The following is a 21,208-nucleotide window of genomic DNA, read 5'->3' as shown; positions in this document are numbered from 1 at the left end:
ACCGTCAGTTGTGTTTTTTCAGGATCCCCTTCAGCGCGTTTTGAATAACCATCCGCGTCTTGGGGCGGTGTTTCTCGGAAAATGCCATCGGACGGCACAGATCGATAGCTGCAAGACCGACCCGGGCTGAAAGCGCCCCGTTTACCACACCTTCACCAAAACGGCGGGACACTTTGGAAAGAACAGACCCTCCCAGAATAGGCTCAAGGAGGTCATCCCCGACAGCCATAGCCCCCGTTGCCACGAGATGAGAAAAAACGCGACGGACCAAGCGCCACGCAGCAAGCCCGCCGGATCGGCCTCCGTAGATTTCACCGATGCGGCGGATCATCCGCAAAGATGCGAGCAAAGCAACGACCACATCCGCAAGCGCCAGGGGAACCAACGCGGTGACAGTGGCAACCTGACGCGCCGCAGCTTCGACCTCTGCCAAAGCCTGACGGTCAAGCGGCGTCAGATACTCCCGTTCGACCAGTTCCAGAACCGCATCAGCATCCATCACATCCGAAAGGTGTTCGTTTACGTTTTTTTCCGCCCAGGCCAGATCCGCACGCCCGCGATAGAAAGACTGCATCTCTTTTGCAAAGCTGCGCGCCTTGGCCAGATCCTGTCCTGAACCCTCACATGAATGCCGCAAGCGGTCCACACGGCGCAGCCTGGCCAAACCTGCGATTTCACGCATCGCAAACAAAAGCGCCAAGCCCCCCAGAACCGCAAAACCAACGGTTATCGCCCATCCCAAAACAGGCAGGCGCGCAATAAGGCCAGTCAAGAAATCCCAAGCCCAAAGTGACACCATCGCTCCGACAAGCGCCGCAAAGACACCCCAAAACAGGCGACCAGCACCCGAAGACTTGCGAGCAAGGCGGGCAGCGACAGGAACCAGCGGCGGCGGACCGACAACCTCGGTGATGGATCCCTGCCCCAATGCAACCCCATCCGGATCAGGCACCGGGGGAGCATCGCTGACTTGCGGACCAACGGGATCATCGCCTTCAAGATCAAACAGGATCGGCTTCCGGTTCATAGGCCACTCTCTACTTCTTGATGCAATGCGGATGCTGCAGAAACGGAATTACACGACCAGACATAGGCAATATCTGGCAGCCCCTCAGGGTTTTGCGCACCATCGGTTCGGCCCGCCTCCCGAAACCCGTGCCGTAGATAAAAGCGTTGCGCCGCAGAATTCATCTGAAATGTCCACAGTGTGAGGGAGCTCGCCTGAGCTTTGGCGTGCGAAAGCAAAGCGGCACCGACACCCTGCCCGCGCATATCGCCTGCGACATACAACGCGCAGATCTCATCTCCATCGCGGGCCAGAAACCCAAGGACCCTTCGGTTTTCTTCCGCAACGGTCACCCACCCGCGGTCAACCATAACTCCGCAAAAGGAAATTGCCTCAGCACTGGAGTGTTCTTTGGGCATCCAGACGGTATCTTTTTCAAATCCGTGCAGGATTTCCCCCATTTGCCCGGCATCCGTGGGCCGTGCAGCGCGCAAAGAGAGTGTCACAGGCGGTCCCCCAGCAAGAATTCGACGGCGCGATCCAACCGGATATGAGGCGGACCATAGCCAGGCTTCAAGTCCAGCTGTGCGGGCGCAAAGGCCATGGATTGAAACTCCCCATCCAACCAGTCCGCCGCCCCCTGGCGTGCGGGCGAAAGGAGCTTTGACGGATCATCGGGCAATGCCCCTGGATAAAAGGCGGCTGATGTCCCGCTGTCGAGCAGTCGCCCGCGGACACAAGGCAGGTCCGCACCTGCATGGGCGCGTATTTCTTCTGTTGTGGTGCGCAAGGAAGCTAAAGAAAGAGCCGCAGTCTCTGCTCCGACGAACTGCGCCCGGTCGCGTGCCTCACGGGTGAGCGCATCAATGATCGCGGTCAATTGCGGGTGTTGCAAGTGGTGCAGGTGATCGGCCTTGGTCGCGGCAAATAGGATCTTCTCAACCCGTTTTCCCCTTAAAAGCCGGGACAGAAAATCATTGCGACCAGGACGGAAGGCCGAAAGGATATCCGTAAGCCCTTGTCGCATGTCCTCAACGGCACGCGGGCCAGCGTGAATGGCCGAGAGCGCGTCGACCAGAACCACCTGACGATCAATGCGTGCAAAATGATCTCGAAAGAAGGGTGTGACCACTTTGGCTTTATAGGCCTCATAGCGGCGGGCCATCTCCGCCCCCAGTCTGCCCCGCCGCGCCGCATTTGGCGGCATCGGTGCAAAAGTAAGCGCTGGTGAGCCCTTCAGATCTCCGGGGAGGAGAAAGCGCCCAGGCGTACAGTCCGAATAACCGGCCGCGCGCGCTGCTTTCAGATAGGTTGTGAACCCCAAGGCCAATGCCTGCGCCGCAGGCTCGTCGTGGCGGGCATCCGGATCTGACTGATAAAGCGCGGTCAAAAATGACGCTGCTTCAGGTCGGTCTGCAATGCGTTCGAGCACCTCGCCAGACCATTGCGCAAAGGATTTGTCCAGCAACGCGAGGTCCAGCAACCATTCTCCGGGGTAGTCGACAATGTCCAAGTGGAGTGTTTGTGGCCCTTGCAGGGAAGACAGAAAGCCGGCCGGGCGAACCCGCAGCGAAAGGCGCAGTTCGGAAATGGCACGCGTGCTCTCTGGCCAATGGGGATCGGCTCCGGTCAAAGCCGCCAAATGGTTTTCATAGTCAAACCGTGGCACTGTATCGTCTGGCTGTGGTTGCAGATAGGCCGTCTCTATCCGACCTTCCCGTGCGGCCGACAGTTGCAGCATCCGACCCCGGTTCAACAAGCCAGCAACCAAGGACGTGATAAACACGGTTTTGCCTGACCGAGCCAGACCGGTCACCCCCAGACGCAGCGTCGTGTCGAATAGCCCTGAAGAGACGCGCGCACCCACTGTGTCGACCGTACGGGCGACTCTATCAATTGCCGTGCCAATGACCACTCTTTACCCTCTGGCGATGTTGTTTCCCTTAAAATAGGGAGCATGGCGCGGGCTTACCAGTCTTTGCGTTTCTTAACGCAAAACCACTTGCCATTGTGACACAGGCCGCGCTAGGGGACCGCCATGCCCAGATATGCCCTAAAAGTCGAATACCACGGCGCGCCTTTTGCTGGTTGGCAACGCCAGAAAGATCAACCCTCGGTCCAGGGCACGATAGAGGCCGCCTTGTCAAAACTGGAGCCGCGCGCGCACACAATTGCGGCGGCTGGACGCACAGATACCGGCGTGCATGGGCTTGGACAAGTTGCCCATTGCGATATGGAAAAAGACTGGGACCCGTTTCGCCTGTCGGAAGCGCTGAATTTTCACCTAAAACCAAACCCGGTTGCGATTGTCGATTGCGCAGAAGTCGACGGTGACTGGCACGCGCGGTTTTCGGCGATCGAGCGGCAGTACCTATTTCGCATCCTGATGCGCCGTGCGCCGGCCACGCATGATGCCGGACAGGTCTGGCAGATCAATCACCAGCTAGATGTGGGCGCGATGCAGGAAGGTGCCAACCACCTTCTGGGCTTGCATGATTTTACAACCTTTCGGTCCTCCATCTGCCAGGCGCAGAGCCCGGTAAAAACCTTAGATGAACTGCGTGTTGAGGCTGTTGATGGTTTTTCCGGCCCCGAAATCCATTTCCATGTGCGCGCACGGTCTTTTCTGCACAACCAAGTCCGCAGTTTTGTTGGCACGCTAGAACGTGTCGGTGCGGGAGCCTGGAGCCCGGCTGACGTCAAGAATGCCCTCGAAGCTTGTGATCGCGCCGCTTGTGGGCCGGTTTGCCCGGGTCATGGGCTGTACTTGGCCAGGGTTGGTTACCCAGAACCTGTGTTTTTAGCTCGCTAAGCGGGAGTTTTTTGCTCCGCCTCGCCAATTAGTGCTTTATTTACGATGCTCGCTTATTATCAAATTACATTTAATTGGAATTGGTGGAAACGTGCTTTGCATTTCTATGGGTTTTCCCAGCACTGCCTTCCGCCTGCGACGCAAAGGCACCTATGCAGCGAAACGATCTTATCTCTGCCGAAAAAAATGAATTTGCGTCAAACAGTTTTGCCAAAGGGCTTGCTGTTTTGGAAGCTTTCGATTCTGGGACTCCTTGGCTCTCCATGGCTGAGATCGCACGCCGTATAGGACAAGACAGGGCCACAGCTCGCCGGGGTACTCTGACTCTCGAAGCGATGGGTTTTCTACAACGAAGAGGGCGTTTATTTGCGCTCTCTCCCAAAGTGCTTATTCTTGCTGACAACTTCATAAAGGCCGCGAAGTTACAGACAGATGTGCTGCCAATCCTAAGCCATTACGCGGAACAAATCGGCAGCGATCTCTGTCTTGTAACCTTGGTTGAAAGCGAAGGGCTGGTGCTTTGCCATTCAGCTTGTGCTCCCCAACCCAACCTTTACCAGATGGAAACCGGGACGACGTTTTCTCCCTACAATAACGCGATGGGGCGCATGCTGTTGAGCGCATTGAGCGACACCAAACTCCAAACACTGTTGGAAAACGCAGAGGTTCTAAGACTAACCCCCTACTCCGTCAAAGATGCATCAGAGGTACTGAAGCGCGTGCAAACGTCGCGGGATACAGGATATTGCTTCGAAAACGAAGAACACCAGTCCGGTGTTGCTGGATATGCGGTGCCCGTACCGACAGATACAGGGCGCCCGCTTTCTGTGGGTATGCAGCGCCCTGCAGAGCCAGAAGATACAGCACCCGTAGATCAGTATTTATTCCATTTGAGAGCCTGTGCAAATGAATTGAGACAATTGCCAACGCTGGCATCGCTTTAATAACAAGACCCAGGATCAGCACATTAAATCTGTGGATATATCTATTTTCGGCATTTCATCCGGGCTGAACAGAGCTCAGTCCACCCGCTCTGAGGGTGAAGTGGTTTTGGGCCGATCACCGCAAATTCACTTGATCAATCCTAAATAACCATACATTTCTGAAGGCGCTTTGGGGTCATCCAAAGTACCATGTGTAAACGAGCTGCGCGGCACTTTGAACGCGCGCCGATGCATGACAGAGTATGTTGTTCTCCGACCATGAAACTTGGCCAATGCTGGAAGACAAAGTGTCGCCATTGACCGGACCACCCAAAGCCTGCAACTGCTTCACTGGCAGGCCGTAATCGTTTTCAAATAAAGTCAAATACTGCTTTGCCGCCCTTAACACTTGGCCCGGCTGAACGTCCACGTCATAGTTCTAATTCAGAACGGCAGAACGGAGATCCTGGCCATGACACAACAGCCCTATTCGACTCCGCAGGGCGGATTGCCGGGACAGACGCAGCTACTGACAGATCGCGCTGTCTTTACTGACGCCTATGCTGTGATCCCCAAAGGCACTATGCGCGATATTGTAACGTCGTTCTTACCGGGGTGGAAAGGTATGCGAATGTGGGTTCTGGCACGCCCACTCTCAGGGTTTGCCGAAACTTTTTCCCAATACATCGTCGAACTGCAACCTGGCGGAGGATCGGACACCCCTGAAACCGACGGCAAAGCCCAAGCGGCGCTGTTTGTGACCCAGGGAGAATTGTCGATCGTCGTCAACGGGTCCTCCCATAATCTGCCCGAAGGTGGCTTTGCTTACGTACCTGCGGGAGCGACATGGAGAGTCCAAAATTCGTCCGACACTGTCTGCAGTTTCCATTGGATCCGCAAAGAATGGCAATCCGCACCTGGAATTGCCCCTCCCGCGCCTTTTGTTGCACAGGAACAGGACATAACGCCAACGCCGATGCCAGGAACAGACGGTTTCTGGGCGACGACGCGCTTTATGGACCCGAATGACATGTCGCATGACATGCATGTCACAGTGGTTACGTTCCAGCCTGGTGGCGTGATCCCTTTTGCAGAAACTCATGTGATGGAGCATGGACTTTTTGTTCTGGAGGGCAAGGCCGTCTATCGTCTCAATCAGGATTGGGTTGAGGTCGAAGCAGGTGATTTTATGTGGCTGCGCGCTTTTTGTCCGCAAGCGTGCTATGCAGGCGGACCGGGCCGGTTCCGGTATTTGCTCTACAAGGACGTGAACCGCCACATGCCATTGGCACCTTTACGGTAGGTCTCGCGCTCTTGCCCCGGCATATGTTTTGGTCGTATGCTGCAAGTATTAGTTTTTCAAAAATGAATTTGGTCCTTTTCTGTGGACAAACAAGAGGGAAAGACAATGCGAGCTCTAGCCGCTATTGTGACTTTGGCGATCTGTCTGGCCACTGGTGCAACTGCCGAACAGCCGGTCAGCGAAGTCAAACAGGTGAATATCTTGGGACGTGATTGGCTTGTCTGGGCGTCTGATCGGGTACCTGGGGAACATGTGGCGCGACGCCAGAACAATGAGCTGTTCCCGTTTCGGCCTCCTGCAGTGCTGACGGTGCGCCAAGCCATGCGAGCCTACCGCAGTGCAACCGGTTGTACCGCCAATTTTGACACCATGTATCGCACGGACAACGGCGATTACCATGTGACGCTCATCTGCCCCTAATAAGGCAGTCAGAGCGCATTGTTGGGGATACAATTCCGTCCTTGCTCTCGTCAGTTGGGCACTGCATTGATACGATCAAATGGCGTGGGCAAGCGCAGTACGTCTGACCTGCGCCCTTCAGGTCAAGGAGAGCGCCCATGAAAATCGTGATCAACGGGTTTGGCCGTATTGGCCGCGCCATCTTGCGACAATTGCTGACGACTGATCGGGGCGACGGAATCGAAGTCGTGAGGATCAACGATATCGCCGCTCTCGACATTTGCGCGTATCTGTTTCAATACGACAGCACTTTTGGGCCCTTTCCGCATAACGTCGAACAGCAGGGCGACGCTTTGCACGTTATGGGGCGCCGCATCCTCATGAGCCACGCGGCAGATCTGACGGATGTGGATCTGTCTGGCGTTGACGTGGTTCTGGAATGCACGGGCATCGCCCGCACCTCAGATGTCGCCCGGCGCGGATTGGCTGCCGGCGCAAAGAAAGTGCTGATTTCCGGCCCATCCCCTGCCGCTGAATTTACATGTGTGCTAGGGGCAAATGAGGACGATTTGGGTGTGGCCCAGGTTGTTTCGAATGCGTCCTGCACAACCAATGCTCTGGCACCTCTGGTTCGAGTGATGGATGAACTCGCGGGCATCGAGCGGGCCCATATGACGACAATCCACTGTTACACAAATTCGCAACCTATGGTGGATGCACCGCGTGGCGATTTTGCCCGGTCTCGTGCCGGTGCGCTGTCGATGGTACCCACGACCACATCGGCCACGGATATGATCGAAGAGGTTCTACCGCATCTAAAAGGGCGGATCTCAGGCGCAGCGGTACGTGTCCCGACCGCATCCGTGTCGGCCGTGGATCTGGTTGCGCAACTCGGGCGCCCTGTCGATCCTGAAACAGTGCAACAGACCCTTGAGGCACGGGCTGCCAGTTCACCTGTTCTTGGCTGGACCGATCTGCCACTGGTCTCTTCCGATTTGCGCGCACGCCCTGAATCGCTGATCATTGCCGGACCAGAGACGCGCGTAATCGACGATCGCCAACTGCGTGTTTTTGGCTGGTATGACAATGAATGGGGGTTTTCCGCCCGCATGATCGATGTCGCCCGCCTCATGGCAAGCAGCTGACGGCCAGCGTCAAACGAGACCTGCGCCGCGCGACAGCGCGGCGCTTGGCCCAACGGGATGGGGCAATTTTGATTGCCCGCAGACGGGCGGGAGCCCCCACCTGCGGGATATGGCTTAAACGTCGTCTGGCAAGACCAAATTCAAAGTAATCGCGATAACGGCGGCCGGTAGCAAACCACTGGTCATCAGGGTTTTGACGGCTCCAGGCAGGTATTGAACCGCACCGGGCTCCAATTGCAGCCCCAGCCCGACCGACAGAGCGATTGCAAAGATCACCATATTGCGACGGCTCCAGACAACTTCAGACAGCATAGAAATACCCGCAGCCGCGACCATTCCGAACATGACAATCACCCCGCCGCCCAAGACTTCAATCGGCACTGTACGGATCAGCGCGCCAACCTTGGGAACCAGTCCGCACAGGATCAGAAAAAGCGCTCCAATGGTCACAACATGGCGACTCATCACGCCGGTCATTGCGATCAAACCTACGTTTTGACTGAAGGATGTATTGGGCAGCCCTCCAAATAGGCCCGCAACAGCAGAGCCAATACCATCTGCATAGGTCGCCCCTTCGATCTCCTTGTCCGTGGCCTCACGCCCCGCACCACCTTTGGTTATGCCGCTGACATCTCCAACGGTTTCAACAGCCGATACAAAGGCCATCAGACAAAAACCAAGAATGGCCGCAAATGAAATTTCAAACCCGTATTTGAACGGGATCGGCAGGGCAAAACCTGCAGCACGGGACCAGCTGCTTCCGATCGCATCAAACGTAATCATACCCACCAGCAAGGCATAGACATATCCGGCGATCAGACCGATCAGGACGGCTGCGACGGACAACATAGCTTTGCTATAAAACTTGAGGCCAAGTGTTACCAGGATCACGATGCCCGCGGCCGACCAGTTGAGGAGAGAACCATATTCAGGAGTGCCCATCGCAGGCACGCCCCCCGCGGCATATTGGATCCCGACCTTCACCAAAGATAACCCAATCATCGTAACAACCAGCCCGGTTACCAAGGGCGGCAAGGCAAAACGAATTTTCCCAATCACCAATCCCAAGGCCGCATGAAACAAGCCCCCAATCACAACCCCTCCATAAAGCGCGGCCAAAGCATCAACTCCCTTGCCGGCAACAAGCGGTATCATGATCGGCAAAAAGGCAAAGCTGGTCCCTTGTACAATCGGTAAGGCCGCTCCAATTGGCCCCACTGTCAGCGTCTGCAATAAGGTCGCTACACCGGCAAACAGCATCGACATCTGGATCATGTAAAGAAGTTCCGGGAAATCCGGTGAGTTGGAACCAAACCCGAAACCAGCCGCGCCCGCAATGATGATCGCTGGTGTCACATTGGACACAAACATAGCCAAAACATGCTGAATTCCAAGTGGGATCGCCTGCGCCAAAGGTGGCATGTAGTTCGGATCGCGCAGGTCTTCCGGCGCTCCCAAAGTCGTTTCTGACATTCTTTATGTCCCTCTCTGTTATTAAACATAAGGGCAGCCTCTTGGTGGGCCGTCCCTTAACAAAAGCTGCGCCCTGGCTCAGGGGCGCTGTACTTCAAACGGTTTGTCGAACCAGTATTCTTGAAGATTTGCCCCCTCCCCGATCCGGTCCACCACCGTAAAAAGACCTGGTTCCTGCAAGGGGGTAAGCACGCCATGCCAGGTGCCCCGATGAAAGTTGATTGCTTGTCCCGGGGATGTTTCGAATGCCAACGGCGTTCCGGGCACGCCGTTATTGTCCGGCGCCACGATGACGAGGAATCCGCTTGCGCTCATCGGGATAAAGGTCTGGCTGCCGTCCGGGTGACGCTCCACCATGTCCAAAACATAAGGAAAGCTGCGTGGCTCCGCTTTGAAAAGGCTCACACCGGCACGACCATCCGAAAAATCCAATAGAGCCCGGTCATGGTAACGACCACAAAAGCCCTGGTTGATAATTCTGTCCGGCTGTCCGGCCACCTCCAACAGGTCACCAAACGGTGCAAATCCTGTTGTGGTTATGGGTTCAACGAACAGTATGGGGAGGGACGTCATGGCAGCAGATCCTTCAGGCGATACAGAGCGATCCGTTCGACCTGACGACAGGCTTCGGCGAATTCCATGTCCCTGCTATTGCTGATCCGCTGTTGAAAAGCCTCATAGATCGAATTTTTGTCGTGATCACGCACTGCAATGATGAAGGGGAAGCCAAACCTTGCAGTATATTCTGTATTGAGTTTGGAAAACTGACTCCGTTCATAATCCGTCAGCGCATCAAGGCCGGCAGAGGCCTGCTCTGCTGTGCTTTCGGCAGTCAGCCGCTTTGCTGCCGCAAGTTTGCCTGCCAAGTCAGGATGTGCGAGCAAAACCGCCGTCCGCTCTGCCTCGGTTGCGCTACGAAAAGCGCGGCACAGGACGTTGTGCAGCCCAATAGCAGTATCATGTGCGGGCCCCAGTTCGAGGTCAAAGGCACGTTCAGCCACCCAAGCACTGTGCTCAAAGATGCTACCATAGGCGGTTACAAAATCCGAATGACCCATTTGGCTGGGGCGGTTGATCCGATTGTGCGGATGCACTCTGGCCCAGTGTTCTGCAATATCGATCCGCCGTGGGCACCAAACGCCGTCGAACCCCTGAATATAATCAATAAAGCGCTTCAATCCCGCAGCTTTTCCCGGCCGACCGACCAAACGGCAGTGAAGTCCGACCGACATCATTTTCGGCGCACCGACCTGCCCTTCTGCATAGAGCACGTCAAATGCATCTTTCAGGTACTGAAAGAACTGCTCGCCGGTAATGTAACCCGGCGCAGTGGCGAACCGCATGTCGTTTGCTTCGAGCGTATAGGGAATGATCAGTTGGTCTCGCTCCCCGGCCTCCAGCCAATACGGCAGATCGTCATCGTAAGTATCTGAGATATAATCAAACCCACCTTCCTCTGCGACAAGGCGCACGGTGTTTTCACTACAGCGACCGGTATACCATCCCCGCGGTCGGCTTCCAACAACCTCAGTATGAAGACGAATAGCCTCTGCAATGGCCGCCCGTTCCTCATCTTCGGGCATATCCTTGTGTTCTACCCATTTGAGACCGTGAGACGCGATTTCCCAACCTGCTTCTGTCATCGCTGCGACTTGTTCCGGTGACCGCGCCAAAGCGGTGGCCACACCATAGATAGTGACTGGGATGTCCGCGTCCGTGAACATGCGGTGAAGCCGCCAGAAACCCGCGCGCGCGCCATATTCGTAAATGGACTCCATATTCCAATGGCGTTGCCCCGGCCACGAAGCAGCCCCAGCAATATCAGACAGGAAAGCCTCAGAGGCCGTATCCCCATGGAGGATACTGTTTTCGCCGCCTTCCTCGTAGTTCAGCACAAACTGCACCGCGACTTTGGCGCCTCCCGGCCAGTTGGCGTTTGGGGGCTTTGCACCATAACCGATCATGTTGCGCGGATAGCGGTTGGGCGAGATTCTTGCCGTCATCTGTTGTACTGGCTCTTCTTAAAGGTGATCATTCCCTATTATGACAGAAGAGACGCGTGGTTTTTCAAATTTTCCACAAAGCTCTTGAGGAGGCAGTGGATTTGCCTTGTTACCCCCGATAAGGCAGAGTTCTGCTGAAGGCTTAAGCAAGGAGCGCGCGCGATGAGCGGATATCTGACGACACATGTGCTGGACACGGCGCGCGGCTGCCCGGCAGAAGGCCTGCTGATAGCACTGTACAAGGTCACCGGGAATTCCCATCACAAACTTGTCGAAATGCGTACAAACGCGGATGGGCGCACGGACTCTGCGATCTTACCAGCCGAAGCATTTGCAACCGGGACATATGAGCTGGTGTTCTTTGCCGGCGAGTATCTGCGCGCCTCCGGGCAAACCGGTAAAGAGCCGCTCTTCCTTGATCAAATTCCTATTCGTTTTGGAATAAGCGAGGCAGATGCGCATTACCACGTACCCCTGTTGTTGTCGCCTTTCAGCTACTCGACATATCGTGGTAGCTAGATACCAAACAAAACGGGGGAGTCTGAGTTCAACATGTTCTCCCGCCCGTTTTCTGGCAATCACAGATTGCCAGCCTCCCGTTGGGCCGCGCGCCGCTGACGCGGCGCAGCTGCACTATGAGTTAGGCCTTGACTGTCTGGGCGTGCCTTGCGCCGCGTCAGCGGCGCGCGGCCCAAGGCTGTAATGCGCCTGCCTCAGCAGGCGTTTTCAGGCGCGGGAGTTCCCCGTTTGCTCGGACAGCCTCACCGCGTCTCCAATCTGTGTCGCCATATACTCAAGAAACAGGCGAGTTTTGGGGTCTTGGTGGCGACGATGCGCATATAAGCACCCCAATTGCACTGACACTGGTGGGGTTGATAACGCAACTGGGATCAATGTCCCTGCCTCCAGATGCTCCGCAACTTCAAACACGGGTTTCAATACAATTCCCTGTCCGGCGAGCGCCCAATCGGTCAATACGTCACCATCATCGCATTCGTGCCGCCCTTGTACAGCAAAGCGTCGCGGGCCCGTATCTGTTTCCAATTGCCACTGAAATTCACTCGCGCCGGGAAAGCGGAGGTTCAAACAATTGTGGCCCCGCCCAAGCAGATCATCGCCATGATCTGGCATTCCGCACTTGGAAACATACTCCGGAGCCGCACACAGCACCCGGCGGCAATCCGCAATTTTGCGCATTTTCAATGTACTATCCGAGGGCTGCCCCAGAAAAAATGCAAGGTCCAAACCCTCGGTTGTCAGGTCCACAGCACGATCCGACAAGCGCAGGCGAACCGTAATATCTGGATAACGCTCCAGGAACTTCGGCACTGAAGGCGCGATCAACCGTCGGCCAATCCCCAGCGGAGCGGCGACAAACAGGGTTCCGCGTGGCGTATCTGTCAGCTGCATCACTTGCGCTTCGGCATCATCCACAGCTTCCAAGACGGCCACCGCGCCCGGATAAAAGGCACGCCCCTGTTCTGTTGCACTCAAATTTCGCGTGGTGCGTTGAAACAGGCGCACGCTCAGATAATCTTCCAGCTGGGAAATCCGCGCGGAGGTCACTGCGGGCGAAATTCGCAAGTCACGACCTGCAGCTGACATAGAGCCCAGTTCATAGACCCGGACAAAAGTACGAATGTTATCGAGGTAGGACATTATACCGATTTTTTTGATACTCTTGGCCAATACATAGGAATACCGAAAAAATGCAACTCTGGCTAGGTTCTCAAAAGCAGGCTCAGGACGGTTTGCTCAAATTATTAGCGACAATCATGGGAGCGCGATGATGTGGGATCTGACCCTTTGGTGGGAGTGGCTGAGTTTTGCTGCACGGTGGGTACATGTCATTACCGCAATCGCTTGGATCGGCTCGTCTTTCTACTTCATTGCTCTCGATCTTGGCCTCAATCGCGACATCTCAGGCCCCGCTGACGGTGAAGAGTGGCAGGTCCACGGTGGTGGCTTTTACCACATCCAAAAATACCTTGTTGCGCCGGAGCGAATGCCAAATCACCTCGTGTGGTTCAAATGGGAAAGCTATGCCACCTGGCTATCCGGTTTTGCGCTGTTGATGATTGTCTACTGGGCGGGCGGTGAATTGTACTTGATTGACCAGTCCAAGGCAGACCTGGACATCTACGAAGGTATCGTTCTGTCCGCAGCCGTGCTTGGCGGTGGCTGGTTGGCCTATAATACGCTGTGCAAGTCACCACTTGCTGAGCACCCAACCCTGTTGATGGTGCTTCTGTTTCTGATCCTGGTCGTCCTAGGCTGGGGATTAAATCAGGTTTTTACAGGGCGCGCGATGATGCTGCATCTTGGCGCATTCACCGCCACTATCATGAGCGCAAATGTCTTCTTTATTATCATTCCGAACCAGAAAGTTGTTGTCGCGGACCTGAGGGCCGGTCGCAAACCCGATCCCAAATATGGAAAAATCGCCAAACTGCGATCGACCCATAACAACTACCTGACCCTCCCGGTGATCTTCCTGATGTTGTCCAACCATTACCCGCTGGCTTTTGCCAGCCAATACAACTGGCTGATCGCCGCGCTGGTGTTCTTGATGGGGGTCACGATCCGCCACTATTTCAACACCGTCCACGCAAAGACCGGTGAGCCACGTTGGACCTGGATTGCTACGCTGCTTCTGTTCCTTGCGGCTGTATTCCTTTCTATCGGTGGGCGGGAAAGTGAAGGCGATCCTGAGTTTGCATTGGCAGGGTCTGCCCAGGTTTTGGCCGAAGCACCCGGATTTGAAGACGTACATGAGATTGTCAGCACAAACTGCAGCATGTGCCATTCACGTGAACCCTCTTTTGATGGTATCGGCCGAGCGCCCAAGGGGATCCTGCTGGAAACGCCCGAAGATCTGGCCCGCAACGGGCGCGCCGTTTTTCTGCAAGCTGGCGTAACGCAAGCCATGCCTCCCGCAAATCTCACGTATATGGATGCAGAATCTCGCGCAGCAATTCGAGCATGGTATCGCGCCGCCGATCTAAATGGATTAGGACGTCTGTAGGTTCACGCAAAGCTGGTTAATTTCTCGTTCCGCGGCCACGCTTGGTCGTGTTAGGTCTGAATGGGCCCTCAAGATTTTGCGAACAGGCTGCGTGAGGCGAAGACAAGATGAAACCGAAATCCAAAATGGCCCGACTGACCTGCAATCTTATCCGGTTGGTTGCAATTGGGGGGCTGTGTTGGATTTCACCTGCGGCCCGGGCCGTCCCGACTGAGTTTGAAACGCCGGAAACGGATGAGGCGCTGCGTGACCGCCTTTTACGATCCTCGTCTACCTGGCAGGCCAGAGGAAAGAGTAGCAGCGCTGTGCAGGATATACTTGCTGCGGCTTTGTCGGATTATTCAAGCCTTGTACAAGTCCTGTATGACCAAGGACATTTTTCGCCCGTTGTCTCGATCAAATTGGACAACCGCGAAGCGGCAGGTATCAATCCGCTATCACTTCCTTCCAGCATAAGCGCGGTACAGCTTCTGATACACCCAGGTCCCAAGTTTACATTTGGTCAGACCTCGGTGACCCCCATGCCCACCACACCGGAAACGCCCCTGCCGGAAGGTTTTCGCAGCGGCAGCCCCGCAACAACTGCGGTACTGCGCGATGCCGCTGCCGCAGGTATTGCCGCATGGCGTCAGGAAGGGCACGCAAAAGCCCGGATCAAAGACCAAAAGATCACGGCCAACCACATCACACAACGCCTGAATGCGCAGATCCATATCGCACCTGGTCCGCGGCTTTCTTTTGGCAAACTGGCCGTTCAGGGACCAAGCGATGTGCGCGAAGATGCGATCAAACGAATTGCAGGTTTGCCCAGCGGGGAGACCTTTCACCCTGATCTTGTCGCAAAATCGGCCGCTCGCCTCAGGCGAACCGGAGCCTTCTCTTCGGTTGTGGTGCGAGAGGCAGACCATACAAACACAGACCAAACACTTGATTTCACCGCTGAAGTGACAGATCAACCCAAACGCAGGCTCACTTTTGGCGGTGAATTGACATCCGAAGGGGCGGAAATCAGCACGACCTGGATCCACCGCAATCTTTTTGGTGGAGCCGAGCGGCTGCGGTTTGAAACACGTCTATCCGGCATTGGCGGAAGCTCGGATATTGACGGGCGGATTGGCGTTCGCCTGGACCGCCCGGCCACATTGGGCCCCGATGACAGCACCTTTTATCTGCTGGAACTGGAACGTTTGGACGAAGAGCATTACACCGCTTTACAAGGACTGGGAGCCATTGGCTTAAGGCGCATTTACTCGGACACCTTAGAGGGTGAAGTCTTTTTTGGCGGGGCGAGCGCCCTTGTAACCGATGCCTTCGGGAAAAGACGCTTTCGCTATCTTGCTGCACGGGCAAAGCTGGAACAGGATTTGCGCAACAGTACTGTGAACGCGACGAATGGCCACTTCCTGTCTGGGACTGTCACGCCATTTGTCGGCGTGCGCGGATCAAAATCGGGGGTGCAGCTGAAAGGCGATGCGCGAATTTATCGCCCGATTGGTTCCAGACTGGTCGCCGCCGCCCGGCTTCAACTCGGGTCAGTCATAGGCCCTGAGTTGTCGGAGGTTTCTCCCACGCTTGGGTTCTTCTCAGGCGGCGCGGGAACCGTGCGCGGTCACGAATATCAGGCCTTTGGCGTACCAGTCGGAGATGCAACAGCGGCCGGGCGCGGCTTTATGGCACTGTCGGCCGAGCTGCGGGGCCAGATCACGGCCTCCTTTTCAGTGGTTGGTTTCTATGATGTCGGGCTTGTGTCCGAAAAGAGTTTCCCCACATCCGGCAGCAATCAGCATTCAGGTGCCGGCCTTGGCCTAAGGTATGATATCGCTGGAATCGGCCCATTAAGATTGGACGTCGCCTTTCCGGTGAGCGGAGGAACCGAAGATGGGCTGCAATTCTACATTGGCGTAGGACAAGCATTTTGAAGCTGAACCCTTTTCATATCATTGGCGTTGCACTGCTCTGCACCGCTCCAGTTGCGGCACAAGAGAAAATTTCGACCGATGAAAGCGGCGGCTTTATTGTTCGCTTTCTCGAAGACAGCCTGTCGGGAGACAACCGCGCAGTTGATGTAATCGGTTTAAGCGGAACGTTTTCTTCCCGCGCTCAGATTGAGCGGCTGACCATCTCTGATGCCGAGGGCGTCTGGCTGGAGCTGGAAGGCGCTGAATTGGATTGGAATCGAACTGCGCTTCTACGCGGGAACCTGTCCGTCAATCAGCTCGCGGCAAAACGGGTTGCGGTATTACGTGCGCCCCTTCCAACGCCAGCCGACCCGAGCCTTCCCACGCCTGAAGCGACTCCCATAAAAGTTCCAGAGCTTCCCATTGCGATAAAGCTTAACAGCTTCAAGGTAGACCAGATCGAATTGGGGGCAGCTCTGATTGGCCAGGACAGTGTCTGGTCGCTCGGTGGAGCTCTGTCGCTTATCGAAGGGGATTTGGATGCCGCACTGGATCTGGACCGGCTGGACCGGGAAGGCGACAGTTTGCGCCTGCATCTTGATGTGGGGTCGGGAACAGAAGGAGCGAATGTCGCTCTTGTTGCAAGCGAAGCAGCAGGCGGCATCGTAGGCAGCCTGTTCCCTCTTCCCGAGGCACCGCGACTCGACCTGACATTAAAAGGATCCGGCCCGTTGTCGGATTTTCGAGCAGATCTTGAATTCAAAGCAGAGAACCTCGCAAAGGTTGATGGCCAGATCCTGTTGATCGCCCCGGATACATCCGACTCCGAAACCCCGAAAGGGCTGGAATTTTCAGCCGATCTCAACGGGGATATAGACGCCTTGATACCGCAGGTGTATCGGCCGTTTTTCGGCCCCGACATGAGAATGCGCGTAAAGGGTGAGCAATTTGAAAACCCCAATGGCACACAAGGCATCGCATTGCATTCGCTTGCGCTCAGCAGCAAGGCGTTGCGATTAAGAGGGACAGCCCTGGTTGAAAACGGGCAGTTGGAAACTGCCAACCTGCGCGCCACGGTTCATCCCGAAGAGGGGCAAACCCGCGTCATCCTGCCCGTTGCAGGAGGTCAAACCTCGGTATCGGAAATCACCCTGACCGCGCAGAAAGCAACGGGTCCGGATTGGTCTTTGCGCGCGGATGTCGATAATCTCGTGACAGCCGGTGCCCACGTTGGACAAGCACGGCTGGTGATGGACGGCCAACTGAGCCAAGAACCTTTTAATCTAGAGGCCGCAACCCGCGCGCAGGTCATCGGGCTGCGGCTGGACGATCCAGCGCTTACGGCAGCATTGGGCGACACGCTCCAGTTTGAGACCCAACTCTCTGCCGACGGACAAGACTTTGCTGCGCGCGGTTTGAAGCTCTGGTCCAATGATTACGCGATTGAGGGGGATATCACCGTTGCAAGCTGGGCGGATGGGTTAAAAGTTTCCCCGGACGTTCAGGCCGAAATCTCGAACCTTGCGCGCCTGGCCCCGTTGACAGGGCTCGACTTATCGGGAACCGCATCTGCCCAGCTGTTGGGAAATTATACCCCCCTCAGCGGCGCATTTGCCGTTGATCTGAATGCGCAAACACAGGAATTGGCCACAGGCATTGCGCAAATTGATCCGATGATCGCCGGCTCCAGCGCTTTGACGTTCAATGCGTCTCGCGATGGCGATGGTCTGCGGGTCGAAAGTTTCCGGCTGAACGCGCCAGGACTTGAAGCAAAAGCCGCCGGCCAACTTAGCAGCGAAGACGGCTCACTGGAAATTTCGGCCAAGATCGCGGATCTGAAACCGTTGTTTCCACAGGCGTCCGGCCCGCTCGAGATTGTCGGCGATATTGGCCGTCAAAAAGACCAATTTGATGGGGTGATCACCTTAAAGGGCCCTCATAGTTCGGACCTGAAGCTCACAGGCACTGCTAATTTAGACGGTCAGGCCAATCTGAAACTGGATGCAACCCTCCAACGTCTGGAGCGGTTTCTGCCGCAGCTGTCGGGTTCGCTGACAGCCAAGGGGTCCGCACAGCGCGATGCGGGCGTCTGGCAGGTTGATCTGGGCGCACAGGGTCCCGCTGGTGTCGAAGCAAAGGTTGCAGGCAGCTGGGATGAGACTGCCGCCCAAGCGGACATCAATGCAAAAGGTCGCCTTCGGTTGGATGTCGCCAATCTTTTCATTGCGCCGAACCTTTTAACCGGCCTGGCGGACTTTGACCTGTCGCTGAAGGGCTCACCCAGTCTGGAAAACGTATCTGGCAATGTCAGCACTGGCGGCAGCCGTTTGGTTCTGCCTGACGCAAAACAGCAGGTAGAGGATATTTCAGGTTCAATCCAACTGGCCAATTCCCGCGCGAGTCTGAACCTTGCGGCGCGCCCCCAAGATGGCGGCCAGCTGCGAATCGACGGCCCAGTGGCCCTGACGGCTCCCTTTGTCGGAGACCTCTCACTTGGCCTGGACAATGTGGTTGTGACGGACAATCTTCTCTATCGAACTGAGGTTGGCGGCAAGCTGCGGCTAAGCGGCCCTTTGGCAAGTGCAGCTGTATTGACCGGCCAAATCGACGTGGGTGAGACGAATATCAATATCGCCAGCGCAGGTGGGGCCATTGATGCCGCACCAATCCCGACGATTCGCCATGTTGGTGAACCCCCAGATGTCTATAGAACCAGAGCACGCGCCGGTCTGACTGAAACCGGGGCTGCAAGCGGAAGCAGCACCCTGGCATTGGATCTGCTGATAAACGCCCCCAAACGTATTTTTGTCCGCGGACGGGGCCTGCGCGCGGAACTGGGTGGCAGCTTACAGATTCGTGGCAGCGCAAACGCACCAGAACCGGCCGGGCAGATCAATTTGGTTCGGGGGAGCTTTGACATTCTCGGGCGGCGCCTCGCTCTGGACGATGGACAGATCTCTTTGGTCGGAAGCCTGATCCCCTTTCTCGACTTTTCGGCCTCCAGCAATACGTCCGAAGGCACTGCAAACCTGCGGATTTCAGGACCGTTAAACGCGCCTCGGATCGAAGTAACCGCGGAACCAAACCGCCCCAGTGAAGAAGCGCTCGCTCTTTTGTTGTTCGGGGACAATGTTCAGGACCTGTCCCCTCTCGCCCTCGCGCGTTTGGCAGCATCCGCGGCACGGCTAAGTGGGCGCAGCCTGGGGGCGCAAGGCAAACTTGAAGAAGAAACTGGCGTCGACGACGTTGACATCGGCTTTGACAATCTGGGCACAGGGGAGTTGGGTTTGGGCGGCTACGCAGCTGAGAATGTTTACACCGATTTTAACATAAACACGCGCGGTGATAGCGAATTGTCCATCAATCTTGACTTAAACCAGAACCTGTCAGTCTCTGGCACCGTGGACAGCGCCGGGCAAACCGGTATCGGCTTGTTCTTTAAACGTGACTATTAGCGGTATCGCATAATGGAAGAACATATCACACCAGTGGATGCTGTAGTTATCGGGAGAAACGAAGGGGAGCGCCTGCTCACCTGCTTGCGTTCCCTGAAAGGCCAGGTGCGACGCCTCATCTATGTTGATAGCGGCTCGACCGATGGGTCCGTTGAGGCTGCATATAACCTGGGTGCCGATGTCGTAGCTCTGGATATGAGCCGCCCGTTCACCGCAGCTCGCGCACGCAACGCAGGCCTTGCCCATCTTGATGGAGAAGACGGGTTTGTCCAGTTTGTGGATGGGGATTGTGAAGTGGTCCCGGACTGGATCAAGTCCGCACGGGCTTTTCTAGAGACACATCCGGATGTTGCAGTCGTCTGCGGCCGCCGACGGGAACGTGCTCCTGAAGCCTCTCTGTATAACCGTTTTTGTGATCGCGAATGGGACACCCCAGTTGGTGAAACCAAAGCCTGCGGAGGAGATGCCTTGATACGACGCTCTGCCCTTCGATCAGTCGGCGGGTATCGGGATGATCTGATTGCAGGAGAAGAGCCCGAATTATGCGTACGTCTGCGCGCGAACAGGTGGCAGATCTGGCGCCTTGATGCAGAGATGACCTTGCACGACGCCCAAATGACCAAATTTTCCCAATGGTGGAAACGCACACGGCGTGCGGGTCACGCTTTTGCTGAAGGCGCGTCCATTCACGGCGCTGCCCCTGAATTTCACTGGGTCCATGAAACGCGACGTGCGCTCTTTTGGGGAGCCGCCTTACCCGCAGTCATTCTTATTGCCGGTGTCCTGTACGCGCCTTTGTACTGTCTGTTTATGATCTACCCCGCTCAAATGGCCCGCTTATCCAGACGCATGGTCTTCGATGAGGCCATTTTCAGCGTCATCGGAAAATTCGCTGAGGCCCAGGGCGCACTTGAATTCTACAAGAATCAGGTTTTCGGTCAGCGCCGGGGAATTTTGGAATATAAGTGAGGTGCCTGCATACGCAGCCGAAGAGCACTCACTATCTGCCTTGGCAGAATAGCAACGCACTTCAGGTATCTCGGACCAAGGCGCAACGGACTGCTGAGTGCCCTCCACAACCATTCCAGAGCAAGATCGCGAACCCATTTGGGTGCACGTCTTTGATGCCCGCTTAGAAAATCTAGCCCTGCTCCCACAGATGCGAAACCCACGACCGGTGCGATCAAACGCCCTCGCTCCGCCATGCGTTCCTGCTTTGGAGCGCCAAGCGCGAGAAAGCAGAGGCCGATTCCTTTTTGTTGTAATGTAAACAGGATCCAGGCTGCTTCCTCACTATCGGGATCCAGACGTCCCGGCGCATACGTCCAAGCCACATTCAAACCCGGGATTTGATCCCGCAAGGCATCCGCCGCCCCTTTCAGAGCGTCATCCGTACTTCCGATAAGGGCGACAGATGCGCCAGCCTCGGCAGCCCATGCACAGAGAGGGCGAACCATATCCGAACCCGGCATGAGTGAAACCGGACGTCTAGCAAGCTGAGAAAGCCACACAATCGGTCGACCATCCGCGACAACAATATCTTGCGCCTGATACGCCTTGAGAAACCCATTTGAACAGGACATTTTCACAAGGTGATCAAGATTAATTGTAGCGAGCGCAAACCCTCTTTTCGCCGTCAAACGGGCGAAAACCTCTTTTTTTAAGCTGTCGCGCGTCGGGACATTGACGCGCACACACTCATCACCAAACTGGAACTTCACACCCTACCCCCGAGTCGGCACTACCAATGCCACGAAGCAAACCTT

The 21,208-nt window shown here is 55.9% G+C and carries 18 protein-coding genes; 10 read left to right on the top strand and 8 right to left on the bottom strand.

Translation table 11 applies throughout. The features are described 5' to 3' along the window. Positions 1–4: 4 nt before the first annotated feature. Genes ACXAEW_RS10525 through ACXAEW_RS10515 form a run of 3 tightly spaced genes read right to left on the bottom strand, consistent with a single transcriptional unit; the run spans position 5 to position 2,921 of the window. Complete coding sequence (locus tag ACXAEW_RS10525) at positions 5–1,027, bottom strand: YcjF family protein (protein WP_474941278.1); 1,023 nt, start codon at positions 1,025–1,027, stop codon at positions 5–7. Next, complete coding sequence (locus tag ACXAEW_RS10520) at positions 1,024–1,512, bottom strand: N-acetyltransferase family protein (RefSeq protein ID WP_474941277.1); 489 nt, start codon at positions 1,510–1,512, stop codon at positions 1,024–1,026. The genes ACXAEW_RS10525 and ACXAEW_RS10520 overlap by 4 nt, the downstream gene beginning before the upstream one ends. Beyond that, entirely contained in the window at positions 1,509–2,921 is a 1,413-nt protein-coding gene (locus ACXAEW_RS10515; protein WP_474941276.1) for a YcjX family GTP-binding protein, read from the bottom strand. Before ACXAEW_RS10515 ends, ACXAEW_RS10520 begins: the two co-directional genes overlap by 4 nt. A 123-nt stretch (positions 2,922–3,044) precedes the next feature. Between ACXAEW_RS10515 and truA the strand changes: the two genes are divergently transcribed. From truA to ACXAEW_RS10490, 5 genes are all read left to right on the top strand, one after another. Continuing rightward, positions 3,045–3,818, top strand: coding sequence for a tRNA pseudouridine(38-40) synthase TruA (gene truA, locus ACXAEW_RS10510; RefSeq protein WP_474941275.1), 774 nt, complete (start codon positions 3,045–3,047; stop codon positions 3,816–3,818). Positions 3,819–3,970: 152 nt separating this feature from the next. Next, complete coding sequence (locus tag ACXAEW_RS10505) at positions 3,971–4,762, top strand: IclR family transcriptional regulator (RefSeq protein WP_474941274.1); 792 nt, start codon at positions 3,971–3,973, stop codon at positions 4,760–4,762. 451 nt (positions 4,763–5,213) lie between these two features. Further along, complete coding sequence (locus ACXAEW_RS10500; RefSeq protein ID WP_474941273.1) at positions 5,214–6,044, top strand: bifunctional allantoicase/(S)-ureidoglycine aminohydrolase; 831 nt, start codon at positions 5,214–5,216, stop codon at positions 6,042–6,044. Positions 6,045–6,149: 105 nt separating this feature from the next. Then, on the top strand, positions 6,150–6,464 hold the full coding sequence (locus ACXAEW_RS10495; protein ID WP_474941272.1) for a hypothetical protein: 315 nt from the start codon (positions 6,150–6,152) through the stop codon (positions 6,462–6,464). 137 nt (positions 6,465–6,601) lie between these two features. Beyond that, positions 6,602–7,588 (top strand): type I glyceraldehyde-3-phosphate dehydrogenase, encoded by a 987-nt coding sequence (locus tag ACXAEW_RS10490; protein WP_474941271.1) that lies wholly within the window; start codon positions 6,602–6,604, stop codon positions 7,586–7,588. Positions 7,589–7,702: 114 nt separating this feature from the next. Here ACXAEW_RS10490 and ACXAEW_RS10485 read toward each other — a convergent pair whose 3' ends face one another. The 3 genes from ACXAEW_RS10485 to puuE all read right to left on the bottom strand — a co-directional run bounded on the left by ACXAEW_RS10485 (position 7,703) and on the right by puuE (position 11,064). Then, positions 7,703–9,061, bottom strand: a complete 1,359-nt coding sequence (locus tag ACXAEW_RS10485) for a uracil-xanthine permease family protein (RefSeq protein WP_474941270.1) — start codon at positions 9,059–9,061, stop codon at positions 7,703–7,705. Between the two features lie 78 nt (positions 9,062–9,139). After that, on the bottom strand, positions 9,140–9,634 hold the full coding sequence (locus ACXAEW_RS10480) for an ureidoglycolate lyase (protein WP_474941269.1): 495 nt from the start codon (positions 9,632–9,634) through the stop codon (positions 9,140–9,142). After that, positions 9,631–11,064 carry an allantoinase PuuE gene (gene puuE, locus ACXAEW_RS10475; protein ID WP_474941268.1) on the bottom strand — a complete coding sequence of 478 codons (1,434 nt, stop codon included), beginning with the start codon at positions 11,062–11,064 and terminating at the stop codon, positions 9,631–9,633. Before puuE ends, ACXAEW_RS10480 begins: the two co-directional genes overlap by 4 nt. A 162-nt stretch (positions 11,065–11,226) precedes the next feature. Between puuE and uraH the strand changes: the two genes are divergently transcribed. Beyond that, positions 11,227–11,583, top strand: a complete 357-nt coding sequence (uraH, locus tag ACXAEW_RS10470; RefSeq protein ID WP_474941267.1) for a hydroxyisourate hydrolase — start codon at positions 11,227–11,229, stop codon at positions 11,581–11,583. 207 nt (positions 11,584–11,790) lie between these two features. Here the strand turns inward: uraH and ACXAEW_RS10465 are convergent, their stop codons facing one another. After that, the gene (locus ACXAEW_RS10465; protein ID WP_474941266.1) at positions 11,791–12,723 is read right to left on the bottom strand and encodes a LysR family transcriptional regulator; all 933 of its coding nucleotides are present in this window, start codon (positions 12,721–12,723) and stop codon (positions 11,791–11,793) included. A 130-nt stretch (positions 12,724–12,853) separates the two neighbouring features. On the opposite strand from ACXAEW_RS10465, the gene ACXAEW_RS10460 reads away from it, so the two are divergent. The 4 genes from ACXAEW_RS10460 to ACXAEW_RS10445 all read left to right on the top strand — a co-directional run bounded on the left by ACXAEW_RS10460 (position 12,854) and on the right by ACXAEW_RS10445 (position 20,411). Next, positions 12,854–14,089 (top strand): urate hydroxylase PuuD, encoded by a 1,236-nt coding sequence (locus ACXAEW_RS10460; RefSeq protein ID WP_474941265.1) that lies wholly within the window; start codon positions 12,854–12,856, stop codon positions 14,087–14,089. Between the two features lie 107 nt (positions 14,090–14,196). Beyond that, a complete protein-coding gene (locus ACXAEW_RS10455) occupies positions 14,197–16,008 on the top strand; it encodes an autotransporter assembly complex protein TamA (protein ID WP_474941264.1) in 1,812 nt (603 codons plus the stop codon). Beyond that, the gene (locus tag ACXAEW_RS10450; protein WP_474941263.1) at positions 16,005–19,442 is read left to right on the top strand and encodes a translocation/assembly module TamB domain-containing protein; all 3,438 of its coding nucleotides are present in this window, start codon (positions 16,005–16,007) and stop codon (positions 19,440–19,442) included. Before ACXAEW_RS10455 ends, ACXAEW_RS10450 begins: the two co-directional genes overlap by 4 nt. A 12-nt stretch (positions 19,443–19,454) precedes the next feature. After that, positions 19,455–20,411 carry a glycosyltransferase family 2 protein gene (locus ACXAEW_RS10445; RefSeq protein WP_474941262.1) on the top strand — a complete coding sequence of 319 codons (957 nt, stop codon included), beginning with the start codon at positions 19,455–19,457 and terminating at the stop codon, positions 20,409–20,411. Here the strand turns inward: ACXAEW_RS10445 and ACXAEW_RS10440 are convergent. Then, positions 20,381–21,163, bottom strand: a complete 783-nt coding sequence (locus ACXAEW_RS10440; protein ID WP_474941261.1) for a WecB/TagA/CpsF family glycosyltransferase — start codon at positions 21,161–21,163, stop codon at positions 20,381–20,383. The genes ACXAEW_RS10445 and ACXAEW_RS10440 overlap by 31 nt on opposite strands. Positions 21,164–21,208 lie beyond the last annotated feature (45 nt).

The organism is Epibacterium sp. ABZ3_068 (genome assembly GCF_056159265.1).
Note: the sequence above shows the minus strand (reverse complement) of the source record. Positions and strands in the feature narration are given on the sequence as shown.

Coding starts and splice junctions, on each gene's coding strand:
- ACXAEW_RS10525 (WP_474941278.1), bottom strand. CDS start 1,027: ATGAACCGGAAGCCGATCCTGTTTGATCTTGAAGGCGATGATCCCGTT.
- truA (WP_474941275.1), top strand. CDS start 3,045: ATGCCCAGATATGCCCTAAAAGTCGAATACCACGGCGCGCCTTTTGCT.
- ACXAEW_RS10505 (WP_474941274.1), top strand. CDS start 3,971: ATGCAGCGAAACGATCTTATCTCTGCCGAAAAAAATGAATTTGCGTCA.
- ACXAEW_RS10500 (WP_474941273.1), top strand. CDS start 5,214: ATGACACAACAGCCCTATTCGACTCCGCAGGGCGGATTGCCGGGACAG.
- ACXAEW_RS10495 (WP_474941272.1), top strand. CDS start 6,150: ATGCGAGCTCTAGCCGCTATTGTGACTTTGGCGATCTGTCTGGCCACT.
- ACXAEW_RS10490 (WP_474941271.1), top strand. CDS start 6,602: ATGAAAATCGTGATCAACGGGTTTGGCCGTATTGGCCGCGCCATCTTG.
- ACXAEW_RS10485 (WP_474941270.1), bottom strand. CDS start 9,061: ATGTCAGAAACGACTTTGGGAGCGCCGGAAGACCTGCGCGATCCGAAC.
- ACXAEW_RS10480 (WP_474941269.1), bottom strand. CDS start 9,634: ATGACGTCCCTCCCCATACTGTTCGTTGAACCCATAACCACAACAGGA.
- puuE (WP_474941268.1), bottom strand. CDS start 11,064: ATGACGGCAAGAATCTCGCCCAACCGCTATCCGCGCAACATGATCGGT.
- uraH (WP_474941267.1), top strand. CDS start 11,227: ATGAGCGGATATCTGACGACACATGTGCTGGACACGGCGCGCGGCTGC.
- ACXAEW_RS10465 (WP_474941266.1), bottom strand. CDS start 12,723: ATGTCCTACCTCGATAACATTCGTACTTTTGTCCGGGTCTATGAACTG.
- ACXAEW_RS10460 (WP_474941265.1), top strand. CDS start 12,854: ATGTGGGATCTGACCCTTTGGTGGGAGTGGCTGAGTTTTGCTGCACGG.
- ACXAEW_RS10455 (WP_474941264.1), top strand. CDS start 14,197: ATGAAACCGAAATCCAAAATGGCCCGACTGACCTGCAATCTTATCCGG.
- ACXAEW_RS10445 (WP_474941262.1), top strand. CDS start 19,455: ATGGAAGAACATATCACACCAGTGGATGCTGTAGTTATCGGGAGAAAC.